This is a genomic window from Parasphingorhabdus sp., assembly GCF_965233695.1.
GTDB lineage: Bacteria > Pseudomonadota > Alphaproteobacteria > Sphingomonadales > Sphingomonadaceae > Parasphingorhabdus.
The window spans coordinates 2,933,077-2,946,238 of the sequence record NZ_OZ247497.1 but is presented as its reverse complement, the minus strand read 5'-3'; the positions used below and the strand labels follow the sequence as shown (position 1 = coordinate 2,946,238).

Sequence of the window (13,162 nt, the reverse complement as noted above, 5' to 3'; positions counted from 1 at the left end):
ACCGCGCCCTTACCAGAATGTCAAAAAACCGGGTAATGCTGAAGCTGCTGAACTTTTCCGAAAATCAATATAGTCTTGATTCGCTAGAGTTGCATTTTGAACAACCTGGGTCAGATTGCACCACATTTCCGACGAATTTCAGCCATTTTTCACTTGACCGTGCAGGCTGTTCCGCTTGCCGCTAACTTCTGGAATGTCTCCCGATAACCACCATTTTTCAATTAGGCAGGGGGATAACAATGGAGTTGAGTAAATGAAAAAACTACCAATGATCGCAGCTGCCTTTGGTGCTGCCACACTAATCGCCGCCCCTAGTTTTGCACAAGATGCCGGTGCTGAAGCACCAGAAGAAGGTGCAGCGGAAGCGGCACCGGCCCCTGAGGCGGCACCTGCGACCATCGACACAGATGGAGACGGAACGATGGATGCATGGGACCAACGTGGCGACGGTAAACCGGACAGCTGGGATACCGATGGCGATGGTGCCCCTGATGCATTTGACCAAGATGGTGACGGCGCACCAGATCCTAAATAGTCGAAGCATATAAGGCCCAACCTGCCTTAAGCTACGCCTAACGTGTGCGGCCAATTCAAACAATCCTCCCTCCCTGTTTGGTTGGCCGCCATCTATCTCTGACAAAGGAAGAGAGCTCATGAAAAATCTATTGAAACCGGCTTTGATTCTAACACCAGCGATTTTTGCGCTGGCTGCTTGCGACGCCCCGCCGGCAGATGATCCAGCCGCTGATGGCATGGAAGATGGTTCGGGTATGGATACCGCGCCAATGGAAGCACCGGTAGATACAGACCCCTTGGATCAAACTCCTCCTGCGGACGGTGGCTTGGAAGGTGGTGCAGCTCCGGCGGATGAAATGTTACCAGAAGCCGAAGAAGCGATCCCACCAGCTGTCGAAGACGACCTAACAACAGACAATATGGAAGATTCGGCTTCAACCGAAAGCGAGTCGACGACATCTGAATAGAATTTGAAACTAGTCCGGGCATTGGGTCGCATCAGATGCCCGGGCGCAATTCGGGGGTGGGCGAACAGGATTAACACTCTTTAATGAAGAGGAAAGATCAGTGACGACACCCCCGAATTTCTCCCAAATACCACTCGATGATATGCTGACCTCGGGCGGGATGTCAGGGGAGCAAATTCATGACATCCAATCTTACTTAAGACATTATGGGTATTTGCAGGATCGCTTCGGAACCCTTCATGATGGCGAATTTGATGAAGCCACGGAGAAAGCTGTCCGGCTCTACCAATGTTGCTTCGGCCTGCCGGTTTCCGGCGTTATCGACGAAGCGACCCTCTGCGAAATGGCAAAACCGCGATGTGGATTTGTTGACATTCTTCCTGCTGGTAGCGCGTTTTCTACTGTAAGCCGCTGGGAAAAATCGAATTTGACCTACAAATTCAATCGCTTTTCATCGAAGCTTACCGAAGCCGAAACGGCAAGAGATGTAGCCAGCGCCTTCTCCCTTTGGGCCGAACAGTGCGATCTACGCTTTGCTTTTGCACCCGATAGCGATGAAGTCGATATGGATATCGAATTTGCAGTCGGCGAGCATGGTGATGAAAGTCCATTTGATGGATCATCAGGCGTTCTGGCCCATGCCTATTTCCCACCGCCCAATGGAGGCCCCTTGGCCGGCGACACCCATTTCGATGATGATGAAAACTGGACAACCAGTCTCGGAAATAATCAGGGCATAGATTTTCTGACGGTTGCTGCCCATGAATTCGGTCATGCCATTGGCCTAGCCCACAGCCGCCAGCGGGGAGCCTTGATGTTCCCAAGCTATTCAGGTCCACAGCGTTTTCTGGCACCGGATGATATTGCCGGATGCCAGTCACTCTATGGCCCGCCCAGCGCAACGACCTCGACAGATTGCGCATAATCACGACTATATCATTGAGTCCTTGCCTTCTGACCTGAATTAAAAACGCTTTATCGATATTGCCGTAACAACCGAAAATCTGACAAATTTCATGTTTCCACTACGATTATGCTATTAGGGTAATCGCAGCAAAAGGAAGTCAGATGGATATTTTCAAATCAGTAGTGATCATGGGAGCAGCAAGCACGCTCGCCCTCAATCCAGGAATGGCTATAGCCGCCGGTGGTGGTGGTAGCGGCTCAGCTCCCAGCAGTAGCGCCCCGAAATATGACGCTTCGGTCGAATATCAAAAGGGAGTCGCAGCCCTCAAGGCAAAAGACCATAAAAACGCAATCAGATCGTTCAAACGCTCGCTCAGCGTGGCGCCGCGCAATGCCAGCGGACAATATCTGCTAGGTGTCAGCTATATCGGACAAGGCGACTACAAAAAGGCGCGCAAACCATTGGAGAAGGCAGTTAAATATGATGGCAATCTGATCGAAGCACATCGCGATCTGGCGATCACCTATCACAAGCTAGACATGACCGACAAAGCAACCGCTTCACTCAATAAATTGACCGCCAAAGATAGCGCTTGTGGCGACGGCTGTGCGGACAAGGACAAACTGACCAAAGCAATTACCAAAGTCAAAGCGGCTATGAACGGCAGCGATTCTGCCAGCTATCACCCTGAGGACATGATGGGGTTTGCCAGTGAAGGAAATGGTGATCTGGCCTATATGGGGGCAGTCGCACTGATCAACGAAAAGAAATATGAGGCCGCAATTGCGGAGCTGAAACTGGCATCAATGACTTTTGGTCCACATCCCGACATTTTGACCTATCTGGGATTTGCCAATCGCAAGCTCAAAAATTTCGATACAGCCGAGCAATATTACCAGACAGCATTGGCCGTTGCGCCCGATCATCGCGGAGCCACTGAATATTATGGTGAGCTGATGGTGGAACGCGGCGATCTTGTCGGAGCGAAAAAGAAACTCGCGAGACTGGAACGTCTGTGCAGTTTTGGATGCTATGAAGCAGAGGAACTGCGCCGGTGGATCGGCGAAGCATCCGCCTCCTAACATATAGCGCGACGTTCGGTTTATTCTGCGCAGCGGGAGTACATGCCGCTGATCGGCCGCTTATTGCCGCGATGGCATGGCTTGATCCTGATCAACATCTTGTTGCGTTAACCACCCAACCGCAGCGGCTTGCAGCGGTCGAGGATCAGCAGATGTTGACTGGGGAAGCCTTGTTTCATACCCCGACACTGCTTGGCGGCCAGGCGGCCAAAGCAGGCTTGTCCTGCGCCAGTTGTCATGAAAATGGTCGCGACAATCCCGCTTTCCAGTTTCCCAACCTGTCGGGGAAACCTGGCACGGCGGATGTCACCAGCAGCTTCTTCAGTTCCCACCGCGGCAATGCGGTTTTCGATCCGGTGAAGATCCCTGATCTTACAGTGCCGGAAAAAGTCTCTCGCGCTACCGATAGTCGGGAGCTTGAAAAGTTTATCCGCGACCTGATTGTGGAGGAGTTTAACGGACAGGAACCAACGCCATCTGTTCTGGCCGCCCTCTCCTATTATGTGCGATCTTTAACAGCAGCCCCCGCCAATACGCGCATTGCGTTAACTGTTGAAAGCCAATTGGTGGCGGTGGATCAGGCTGTACTTGCTGCCAAAGAAGCACGGCAAAAGGACGACTCGAAGCTTGCACGCTTATTGCTTGCTTCCGCACGCCACCGGCTCGGCTTGATCCATGAACGCTATGAGGGAAAAGCCCTTGCGAAAGAACGCAATGCGCTTGTTTCAGCCAGTCAGCAATTGGGCAAAGTGCAGAAAATCGAGGACAACGCTAACTTCACCCAGGCCTTGATTCGATGGAAAGACAGTTACCGAAAGACCCGAAAACGGATCAGCGACAGGCAACATCTGTCGCTGTATAACCCTGATGTGCTGAAAGCAGCGCTTAACCAAACACCAAGCTAGCCGATCATGTTGCAAAGAAAAACGGCCCGGAAATTCGATCCCCGGGCCGTTTTGTCCTATCTGTAATCTGAAGATTATCCGAACTGGTTCATTGTGTTGTCGGCACCGCCTGCTTTCAGGGCCGCATCGCCAGCGAAATATTCCTTGTGATCATCACCAATGTCGGAACCGGCCATGTTCTGGTGCTTCACACAGGCAATGCCCTGGCGAATTTCCTGACGCTGAACGTTGAGAACGTAGCCCAGCATCCCTTGCTCACCGAAATATTCCTTGGCCAGGTTATCGGTCGACAGTGCTGCCGTGTGATAGGTCGGCAATGTGATGAGGTGGTGGAATATACCCGCCCGTTTCGCGCCATCGGCCTGGAAGGTCCGGATACGCTCATCGGCATCAACAGCCAGTTCGGTCGCATCATATTCCACGCTCATCAGGTTCGCGCGATCATAAGCGGTGACATCCTTGCCCTCCGCTGCCCACGCATCATACACCTGTTGACGGAAGTTCAGCGTCCAGTTGAACGATGGCGAGTTGTTATAAACCAGCTTTGCGTTGGGCATAACTTCGCGGATCCGGTCAACCATGCCGGCAATCTGTTCAACATGCGGTTTCTCGGTTTCGATCCAGAGCAGATCAGCGCCATGTTGCAGCGAGGTAATGCAATCGAGCACACAGCGATCTTCGCCGGTTCCTTCGCGGAACTGGAAGAGATTGCTTGGCAGCCGCTTCGGACGCATCAATTTGCCGTCCCGGTTCAGGATAACATCGCCATTTTGGGCGGTTGCCGGATCGATTTCTTCGCAATCAAGGAAGCTGTTATATTGGTCGCCAAGATCGCCAGGCTCATTGCTAACCGCAATCTGCTTGGTCAGGCCGGCACCCAAAGAGTCGGTGCGAGTAACGATGATGCCGTCGTCCACGCCAAGCTCGAGAAACGCATAACGACAAGCCCGAACCTTTGCGAGAAAGTCTTCGTGCGGCACGGTAACCTTGCCGTCCTGGTGACCACATTGCTTTTCGTCAGACACTTGATTTTCGATTTGCAGCGCGCAGGCACCAGCTTCGATCATCTTCTTGGCAAGCAAATATGTTGCTTCCGCATTACCAAAACCAGCGTCGATGTCCGCGATGATGGGCACAACATGGGTCTGGTGATTTTCTACTTCATTCAACAAGCGCTTTTCAGTGACCATGTCACCGCTTTCACGGGCCGCATCAATCTCGCGGAACATGCCGCCCAGTTCGCGGGCATCAGCCTGACGCAAGAAGGTATAAAGTTCTTCGATCAGCGCAGGCACGGATGTTTTCTCGTGCATCGATTGATCGGGCAACGGACCAAATTCAGATCTTAGGGCAGCTACCATCCAACCGGACAGGTAGAGATAACGACGCTTTGTGCTGCCGAAATGCTTCTTGATGGAAATCATCTTCTGCTGTCCGATAAAACCATGCCAGCAACCTAATGATTGGGTATAATTGGCAGGATCAGCATCATAGGCCGCCATATCTTCGCGCATGATAGCAGCGGTATATTTGGCGATATCGAGGCCAGTGTGAAACCGGTTCTGCAAACGCATCCGCGCCACGGCTTCGGAATCAATACCATCCCATGTTCCGTTTTGTTTTTGGATCAGCGCGTTCGTCTGATTGATATGATCTTGATATGACATTGTCATGCTCCTTTAAAAGTTCGGCAATTTAAGCTGAGTTTGCGACTCGTCTTTTACGAAAGCCTTGCCGCTTCTTACGCTGCGCAGAGCTGGGTTCGAAGCGTTGTGAAGTTTAACTGTAACGCTTTACAAAATATTGTTGTATAGTTGTAAGAACCTTACAAGCAGCGCGAGTCGAATGAATGCATAGAGTCCATCATGTCCAGTGAACGCCCCGTCTATATGGGTCCGCGCCTAAAAAGGCTCCGCCGCGATCTCGGCCTAACACAGGCCGACATGGCTGCCGACCTTGAAATCTCGGCCTCTTATGTTGCCTTGCTGGAGCGCAATCAGCGCCCCTTTACCGCCGATATGCTGCTGCGCCTCGCACGAACTTACAAGATCGATATGGCCGAACTGGCCGGTGATGGCGGCGAGGAATATACCGCGCGGTTAGAGGCAGTACTGAAAGACCCCATGTTCGCGGATATAGACTTTCCGCAACTCGATACCGCTGATGTGGCTACCAGCTATCCGGGTTACACCGAGGCGATGTTGCGACTTTACACTGCCTATCGCGAAGAACAATTGGCTTTGGCAGACAAGGATACACGTCCAAGAGCAGATGGCGGAAGCGTCGATCCTGATGCCGCTGATCCCGTTGCGCAGGCCCGCCGATTTCTTGCCGCGAGGCGCAACAGCTTTTCAAACCTTGATGATGCCGCCGAACGCCTTGCAGAATCGGTCAATGATCAGGGAAGCATGATTGCTCATCTCAAAGAAAAACATGGACTACAGGTCCGCAGACTGCCTTCCGATGTCATGATGGGTGCAACACGGCGGCTTGACCGTCACCGGCGTCAGATCTTGATTGATGACCAACTCGACAATGCCAGCCAGATGTTTCAGCTAGCCCTGCAACTGTCCTATCTGGAACTTACCACCGAAATTGAATCCGTGCTCCAAGATGGCAGCTTTGCCACCGAAAGCGGCGAACGTCTGACCAAACGGGCGCTAACCAGCTATGCCGCTGCCGCGATATTAATGCCATATTCTGCCTTCGCCAAAGCGGTCGAAACACGCCACTATGATGTCGAAGCGCTCGCTCGCCAGTTCGGTACCAGCTTCGAGCAAACGGCTCATCGCCTGACGACCTTACAAAAGCCCGGTCAGGAACGCGTACCGTTCTTCTTCATTCGCGTGGATCCTGCTGGAAATGTTTCCAAACGCCTGGACGGAGCAGGATTTCCTTTTGCGCGTCATGGCGGCGCATGTCCCTTGTGGTCAGTGCATCATGCTTTTCGTTCTCCGCGACAAGTGATTTCCCAGTGGCTGGAATTGCCAGATGGGGAGCGCTTCTTTTCGATCGCCCGAACGGTGACAGCCGGAGGCGGCGCATTTGGCGCACAGCGTGTTGAACGTGCAATTGCGCTGGGTTGCGCGGCGGAACATGCTGATCGCTTGATTTATACACGCGATCGCCCCGACGTCAGTCCGGAGAATGCAACGCCGATCGGAGTGACTTGTCGCCTGTGTCACCGGACAAAATGTCGCGCGCGATCCGCTCCACCCATTGGTCGTCAGATTTTATCGGACGATTACCGTCAGGCCAATACGCCCTTCGGATTTTCCCACGGTTAAACTGCTGGCAAAGAAATTCTCCGAACAAATATTCCAGCACTTGAAAAATAGCTGGAGGCCCGAGCCGGAATCGAACCGGCGTACACGGATTTGCAATCCGCTGCGTCACCACTCCGCCATCGGGCCGGAGAGGGGCGCAATTGCTTTTCTTTGACGCTAATGTCAACCCAAACTTATTAGTGTAACCCCGACATTATGTCACAGAAAAGTCGCTATCATCGAAAAATCCCTGAAATCCGTCTTGGCGGCGTCGATAAGTGCGGCTAGAAGCGCATGAAAAACAATCACAGTGTATTGCCTTCATAATACAGAGATGGCATAGGCAATATTGAAACATATCAAGGGTGGTATAGTGGGTCACGAAAATTTCAAAGCAATGCGTAAAGCAATGGTGGTTAGTCAGCTGCGGACTACCGATGTCAGTGATCCCAAAGTCATCGCCGCAATGAGCCATGTTGCCAGGGAAGATTTTGTCCCCGCTGCTTTACGCAATGTGGCTTATTCTGATCGTGGCGTAACCGTTGGTGAAGGCCGCGCTCTAAACGCCCCACTTGCGACCGGACGTTTGTTGAATGTTGCGGAGCTAACCGAGGATGACAATGTGCTCCTAATCGGGGCAGCTACTGGCTATACCGCTGCCGTGCTGGCACAATTGGTAGGTTCGGTTACTGCCGTGGAGCAGTCTGCCAAACTCGCCGCCAAGGCAAAGGCCAATCTTAGCCAATATGAGACTGTACAGGTTGAAAAAGCAGAGCATTCCGCAGGTTTTGGCCAAAACGCGCCCTATTCTGCAATTATCATTGACGGAATAGTGGATTCGGTTCCTGCCACACTCGTTGCGCAATTGGCGCCTGCGGGGCGCCTCGTTGCCGCAATCATGGACAAGGGTGTATCGCGATTGGCAATTGGTTACAAAGCGGGCGATACGATCGGTTATCAATATTTTGCAGATTGTGGGGGCACTACCCTGCCCGGCTTTGACCAAGCCAAGAATTTTAGTTTCTAATATGCGGGTGTTCCTGCACAAATTTCCTGGGAGAGTTTTTCAATGAGTAAGCGCAATCTGTTGCTGAGCGCCGTCGCCATTGCGACCATCTCTTCGCCAGCGCATGCCGACACTCTACGTGATGCATTTGTTGCAGCCTATAAAACCAACCCGACATTATCCGGAGCACAAGCCGGACAGCGGGCCGAGGACGAAAATGTGGCCATTGCCAAAGCTGATGGCAGACCTAGTTCGGGGTCGCAATTCGGCTTCCAAGAAGATTTTCTTCGCAACGCAATCAGCTTTACGGCGCCCCTACGGCGGGTTACCGCTTCCGGTGATGTCAATGTACCGATTTACTCGGGGGGCCGAGTCAAAAATGCGGTTCGGGCAGCCAAAACCCGGGTTGCTGCAGGCCAATATGATTTGCGCGGAACCGAGGCGAGCCTATTTAGTAACGTCGTTGCCGCATATATGGACGTGATGCGCGATGAGGCGGTCGTGAAACTTAACCGCGCAAACGTGGGTGTTCTTGCAGTCAATCTCGAAGCAACCAGTGATCGCTTTGAGATTGGAGATTTAACCCGCACAGACGTGGCTCAGTCGGAATCACGACTGGAGATCGCGAAAGGCGAACTGGAGTCGGCGCGAGCCAATCTCATCGCCAGCAAAGAGAATTACATTGCCCTTGTCGGACAGGCGCCAGGTGAACTGCAACCACCACCGCCACTGCCTAATCTGCCCAAAACGCCTGATGAAGCAGTCGATATTGCATTACAGTTTAACCCTGACTTGCTGGCGGCCAAAGAACGTAGTGTCGCATCACAACTCGACATTAAAACCGCACGTGGGGCAGTTAAACCAACGGTTTCAGCCTACATACAGGGCACATATATTAACTTCCTGAATACTCTCGGTAGAACCAGTCCTGGCGCGGATGTGGACCAGGGGCAATCAAATGCCGAAGCCGGTGTGCGATTGACGGTTCCAATTTATCAGGGCGGGCGCCCTGCGGCTCAAGTAAGACAAGCACAGGCACGCTCCGGTCAGGCCTACGAACAGATTATTGCTACCGAACGTGCGATTATATCGCAAACACGCGCTGCTTACTCTAGTTGGAGGGCTTCAGAGCGCGTGATAGAATCATCCGAACGAGCTGTGGCTGCAAGCGCGCTTTCCCTTGAAGGTGTGCGTGCTGAAAACAGTGTCGGCAATCGTACCATCCTCGACATATTGAATGCTGAGCAGGAACTGCTCAATGCGCAGGTCCAATTGGTTACGGCGAGGCGGAACAGCTACGTTGCAGGCTTTACGCTTTTGGCCGCAATGGGCCGTGCAGAAGCGCGTGATCTGGGACTTGATGGAGGGCCGCTATACGATCCTCAAGTTAATTATGAGCGAGTCAAAGATCAGTTTTATGACTTTCAGTCCGACCCAAATCCTGAAGCAAAGGCGACCCGCACTGTCGACGTCCCCGCCCAAACTGCAGACATTGAACCTCTTCCAGAGGTAAATGAACGTAAATAAGAACCAATTACGGGCAAATGGTTGCCGACAATGTGGTTAATGGGCTAAGATTGATTTTGGCGTAGGTGCTTTAAGCTAGGGGCTTTGCAAATGGCGGAACAAAATAAAGAATCCTCAATGGAAGAGATCCTGTCCTCGATCAAAAGAATCATCGCGGAAGACAAAGCCATTGAGCCTCATCGGCAAGTAGCAAAAAAAGACGAAGCTTCTGCTACTGAAGACAGAGCTTTGCAGAAGAAGACGGTTGCGGACAATGTCACGCCAATTGCGCCACTCCCCAAGAATATTACCGCAAAGCGCGAAGTTCCGAAGAAAAAACCTGTCGCTGTAAAGGACAATGATGATGGCGTACTGGAGCTCACTAACGAAGTGAAAGACAATGCCCCTTCATCCGCGCACGGGGTATTTGGTGATCGGCGCAAGGAAGAGAGACTCATCAACGATCAAAAACTTGATGCCATGCGACAATCACTGTCCGCACTTGTTGCCATGGAGGGTTCCGGCACGCCAGCTCCGTCGAAACCAACCAATGGCACTTCGCTGGAAGATATGACACGTGATCTAATGCGGCCGATGCTTAAAGAATGGCTGGATGCCAACTTGCCAAAGTTGGTGGAAGAAATGGTGGCACGGGAGATTCAGCGGCTAAGCGAAAAGTAATCTGACAAGCGCTAATCCCAATTGCTAAGGCGGTCAGGCATGCTAAGCTTACGTCATGAAAAAGATATCCAAAGCATCATGCATCGCCCTGTTGATGACAGCCCCGCTACTTTTCACCTCTATAGCTTCTGCTCGCCCGATGAACGCTCAGGATCTGGCAACGCTGAAACGTGTTGGCAGCGTCGCAGTCTCCCCCAATGAAAAATGGACGGCCTTTGCCGTAACCGAGACCAACCCCGAAAGTTATGAGCGTTCGACAGCGTTGTACATGCTCGATCTTACAAAGAACAGCATTGCACCGGTGCGCATCGCGGACAAAGCTGGAGCCAGCGAACATAGCCCTGCCTTCTCGGCTGACGGAAAGCGGCTATATTTCTTGTCTGACGCCAGTGAATCGGAGCAACTCTGGTTCATCGACATTACTGAACAAGGCGCGACCGGAGGATCGGTTCAAGCCAGCAACCTCAAAGCTGATATAGCGGGATTCAAGTTATCTCCCAAAGGCGACAAAGTTGCAATCTGGGGAGACATATCAAAAAATTGCCCGACATTTGGCTGTGATGAAGCCGATGGCGGAGACGGTAATCGTGCGTTGCCCGGTCCCGGCACAGGCCGCGAATATGATGAACTTTTTGTAAGACACTGGTCAAGTTGGGAAACGCCAGGCAACTATAGCCGGATATTTGCCTTCGATATACAAGATGGGAAGTTAGCCGGACAAGGAAACGCGCTCGACGGTGACCTAGTCGGTGATAGCCCGACTAAACCTTTTGGCGGTGGCGAAGAAATTTCCTGGTCACCAAGCGGAAGCGAATTGGCCTTCACCCTTCGCAAAGCGGACCGCAACGAACCCAAGTCAACAGATTTGAACATTTACGGCGTGGGTCTCAGTGACCCCGAACCCAAAACCATACCGGGCAACGGTCGGGCGACCGATAACCTACCCGCCTTCTCTCCAGACGACCAATGGCTGGCCTGGGCCGCGATGGAGCGTCCTGGATATGAAAGCGATCGCATGGTCGTCAAATTGCTCAGCAAAGACCAGAAGGAACCGCGTGTGCTCACTGGCGACTGGGATCGCTCGGTCAGTTCCATCACATGGACACCGGACAGCAAAGCGCTGATCGTCACTGCTTCTGAAGTCCTCGACTATGCCGCCTTTCGTGTTGATATAGACAATGGCAAGGTCGAACGTTTGACGGGAAAAGGCAGTGTCGGCAATATCACACCGCTGAAAGACGGGTCGATGATCTTCACCAAGAAGAGCTTGCAAGCCCCTGATGATATCTACCGCCGGGCTGTTGATGGAACGGTGACGCAGCTTACCAATATCAATGGCAATGCATTGGCGGAGATTGACGAAGTTACCGTGGAACGGTTTAATTTCAAGGGTGCGGAAGGCACGAAGGTTTGGGGGCAGATTATCAAGCCGGAAGGGGCGAAGGGCAAGCTGCCGATGGCGTTTCTGGTCCATGGCGGACCGCAGGGCAGCTTTGGCGATAGCTGGTCAACCCGTTGGAATCCCAAGGTAATGGCCTCGCAAGGCTATGCTGTGGTGACCATCGATTTCCATGGCTCGGCGGGATATGGGCAGGAATTTATGGACAGCATCAATCAGGACTGGGGCGGCAAACCGCTCGAGGACCTGAAACTGGGCCATGAAGCCGCCCTGAAAATCGACAAGCAGATTGACGGGGAGCGTTCCTGCGCCTTGGGCGCCAGCTATGGCGGCTATATGATGAACTGGATAGCTGGCCAATGGCCGGACCAGTTTGACTGTATCATCAACCATGCGGGCATATTTGACCTCCGCAGCTTTGCATTCTCGACTGAAGAGCTGTGGTTCGATCAATGGGATCATGGCGGTCCCTGGTGGGAGCGGCCCGATCCGGAGAAATGGAACCCAATCCAGCATATCGACAAATGGAAAACACCAACCCTGTTCATCCACGGTGAGAAGGATTTCCGCATTCCCTATACCCAGTCGCTGATGCCTTTCACCTATGCACAGGAACGAAACATCCCTTCCAAACTATTGATTTTCCCTGATGAAAATCACTGGGTGTTAAAGGGTAAGAATAGCGTCCAGTGGCACAATACGGTGTTCGACTGGATGGCCCGATGGACAAAGGAGGCTGAAAGCGAATGAGCTTTTTTCCCACTGAAACGGACGGCGACACCGTCATCGTCACCCTCACCAATGCGCCGCGCAATACGTTATCGACCGAGTTACTCAACGAGGGCACGGAAGTGTTCCGGAAGTTCACGCAGGACAAACCCAAAGGTGGCGTTGTGCTCACGGGAGCGGGCGAACATTTCACCTGCGGCATGGACACCAAGATCGCGGCAGCCCTAGATGAAGCGGGCCAAGAGCAAGCGATTGCGGCCATTAACGCCTATGCCGCATCGCTACACCGCCTGCCCTGCGCGTTGGTATGCGCGGTCAATGGCAATGCGATTGGTGCTGGCGGGATCATGATGCTGTGCGCCGACTGGATCTACGCTGCCTCTGGCAACTACAAAATCGGCCTGCCCGAGGCCAAGGCTGGCTTGCCCTTCCCGCCCGTCCCGCAAGCGATATTGGACCATTGGCTGGAACCATCGTGGCGGCGGCGGTTGGCGCTGTCGAGCATGTTGCTGAAACCCAATGAAGCCATTGGCGCCGGATTGGTCGAAGCGACCCTGATGCCCGGCGATTTGATCGAAAAGTCAGTGGCAAAGGCGCAGGAACTCAATGCACAGCCCGGATTTGCCGCCTGCAAACGCCAATTGCGCGCCAAAGCCAATGCGGAGATAGATGCAATTTTGCACGGTTGAATAACGGCG

At 52.8% G+C, this 13,162-nt stretch carries 12 protein-coding genes and 1 tRNA gene; 11 read left to right on the top strand and 2 right to left on the bottom strand.

Annotation, left to right across the window (positions count from 1 at the left end):
• Positions 1-253 precede the first annotated feature (253 nt).
• The 5 genes from ACO6S1_RS13980 to ACO6S1_RS13960 all read left to right on the top strand — a co-directional run bounded on the left by ACO6S1_RS13980 (position 254) and on the right by ACO6S1_RS13960 (position 3,877).
• A complete protein-coding gene (locus tag ACO6S1_RS13980; protein WP_108809672.1) occupies positions 254-535 on the top strand; it encodes a hypothetical protein in 282 nt (93 codons plus the stop codon).
• A gap of 118 nt (positions 536-653) precedes the next feature.
• Positions 654-983 (top strand): hypothetical protein, encoded by a 330-nt coding sequence (locus ACO6S1_RS13975; protein WP_422343247.1) that lies wholly within the window; start codon positions 654-656, stop codon positions 981-983.
• Between the two features lie 100 nt (positions 984-1,083).
• On the top strand, positions 1,084-1,908 hold the full coding sequence (locus ACO6S1_RS13970; RefSeq protein WP_422343246.1) for a matrixin family metalloprotease: 825 nt from the start codon (positions 1,084-1,086) through the stop codon (positions 1,906-1,908).
• Between the two features lie 143 nt (positions 1,909-2,051).
• Positions 2,052-2,972, top strand: coding sequence for a tetratricopeptide repeat protein (locus ACO6S1_RS13965; protein ID WP_422343245.1), 921 nt, complete (start codon positions 2,052-2,054; stop codon positions 2,970-2,972).
• Positions 2,945-3,877 carry a hypothetical protein gene (locus ACO6S1_RS13960; RefSeq protein ID WP_422343244.1) on the top strand — a complete coding sequence of 311 codons (933 nt, stop codon included), beginning with the start codon at positions 2,945-2,947 and terminating at the stop codon, positions 3,875-3,877. The genes ACO6S1_RS13965 and ACO6S1_RS13960 overlap by 28 nt, the downstream gene beginning before the upstream one ends.
• Positions 3,878-3,951: 74 nt before the next feature.
• Here the strand turns inward: ACO6S1_RS13960 and ACO6S1_RS13955 are convergent, their stop codons facing one another.
• A complete protein-coding gene (locus tag ACO6S1_RS13955) occupies positions 3,952-5,544 on the bottom strand; it encodes an isocitrate lyase (protein ID WP_422343243.1) in 1,593 nt (530 codons plus the stop codon).
• Positions 5,545-5,742: 198 nt separating this feature from the next.
• Between ACO6S1_RS13955 and ACO6S1_RS13950 the strand changes: the two genes are divergently transcribed.
• Positions 5,743-7,164: a helix-turn-helix domain-containing protein gene (locus ACO6S1_RS13950; RefSeq protein ID WP_422343242.1), complete on the top strand. Its 1,422-nt coding sequence runs from the start codon at positions 5,743-5,745 to the stop codon at positions 7,162-7,164.
• 52 nt (positions 7,165-7,216) lie between these two features.
• On the opposite strand, the gene ACO6S1_RS13945 is transcribed toward ACO6S1_RS13950, so the two are convergent.
• A tRNA-Cys gene (locus tag ACO6S1_RS13945) sits at positions 7,217-7,290 on the bottom strand.
• 202 nt (positions 7,291-7,492) lie between these two features.
• Here ACO6S1_RS13945 and ACO6S1_RS13940 point away from each other — a divergent pair.
• The 5 genes from ACO6S1_RS13940 (at position 7,493) to ACO6S1_RS13920 (ending at position 13,153) form a co-directional block, all read left to right on the top strand.
• A complete protein-coding gene (locus tag ACO6S1_RS13940; protein ID WP_422343241.1) occupies positions 7,493-8,170 on the top strand; it encodes a protein-L-isoaspartate O-methyltransferase family protein in 678 nt (225 codons plus the stop codon).
• 42 nt (positions 8,171-8,212) lie between these two features.
• The gene (locus tag ACO6S1_RS13935) at positions 8,213-9,676 is read left to right on the top strand and encodes a TolC family outer membrane protein (protein WP_422343240.1); all 1,464 of its coding nucleotides are present in this window, start codon (positions 8,213-8,215) and stop codon (positions 9,674-9,676) included.
• 90 nt (positions 9,677-9,766) lie between these two features.
• Entirely contained in the window at positions 9,767-10,336 is a 570-nt protein-coding gene (locus tag ACO6S1_RS13930; protein ID WP_422343239.1) for a DUF2497 domain-containing protein, read from the top strand.
• Between the two features lie 55 nt (positions 10,337-10,391).
• Positions 10,392-12,485, top strand: a complete 2,094-nt coding sequence (locus ACO6S1_RS13925; protein ID WP_422343238.1) for a prolyl oligopeptidase family serine peptidase — start codon at positions 10,392-10,394, stop codon at positions 12,483-12,485.
• Positions 12,482-13,153, top strand: coding sequence for an enoyl-CoA hydratase/isomerase family protein (locus ACO6S1_RS13920; protein WP_422343237.1), 672 nt, complete (start codon positions 12,482-12,484; stop codon positions 13,151-13,153). The genes ACO6S1_RS13925 and ACO6S1_RS13920 overlap by 4 nt, the downstream gene beginning before the upstream one ends.
• The last annotated feature ends 9 nt before the right edge of the window (positions 13,154-13,162 follow it).

Excerpts from the sequence above, each read along its gene's own strand:
- ACO6S1_RS13980 (WP_108809672.1), top strand. The coding sequence starts at position 254 with ATGAAAAAACTACCAATGATCGCAGCTGCCTTTGGTGCTGCCACACTA.
- ACO6S1_RS13975 (WP_422343247.1), top strand. The coding sequence starts at position 654 with ATGAAAAATCTATTGAAACCGGCTTTGATTCTAACACCAGCGATTTTT.
- ACO6S1_RS13965 (WP_422343245.1), top strand. The coding sequence starts at position 2,052 with ATGGATATTTTCAAATCAGTAGTGATCATGGGAGCAGCAAGCACGCTC.
- ACO6S1_RS13955 (WP_422343243.1), bottom strand. The coding sequence starts at position 5,544 with ATGTCATATCAAGATCATATCAATCAGACGAACGCGCTGATCCAAAAA.
- ACO6S1_RS13950 (WP_422343242.1), top strand. The coding sequence starts at position 5,743 with ATGTCCAGTGAACGCCCCGTCTATATGGGTCCGCGCCTAAAAAGGCTC.
- ACO6S1_RS13935 (WP_422343240.1), top strand. The coding sequence starts at position 8,213 with ATGAGTAAGCGCAATCTGTTGCTGAGCGCCGTCGCCATTGCGACCATC.
- ACO6S1_RS13930 (WP_422343239.1), top strand. The coding sequence starts at position 9,767 with ATGGCGGAACAAAATAAAGAATCCTCAATGGAAGAGATCCTGTCCTCG.
- ACO6S1_RS13925 (WP_422343238.1), top strand. The coding sequence starts at position 10,392 with ATGAAAAAGATATCCAAAGCATCATGCATCGCCCTGTTGATGACAGCC.
- ACO6S1_RS13920 (WP_422343237.1), top strand. The coding sequence starts at position 12,482 with ATGAGCTTTTTTCCCACTGAAACGGACGGCGACACCGTCATCGTCACC.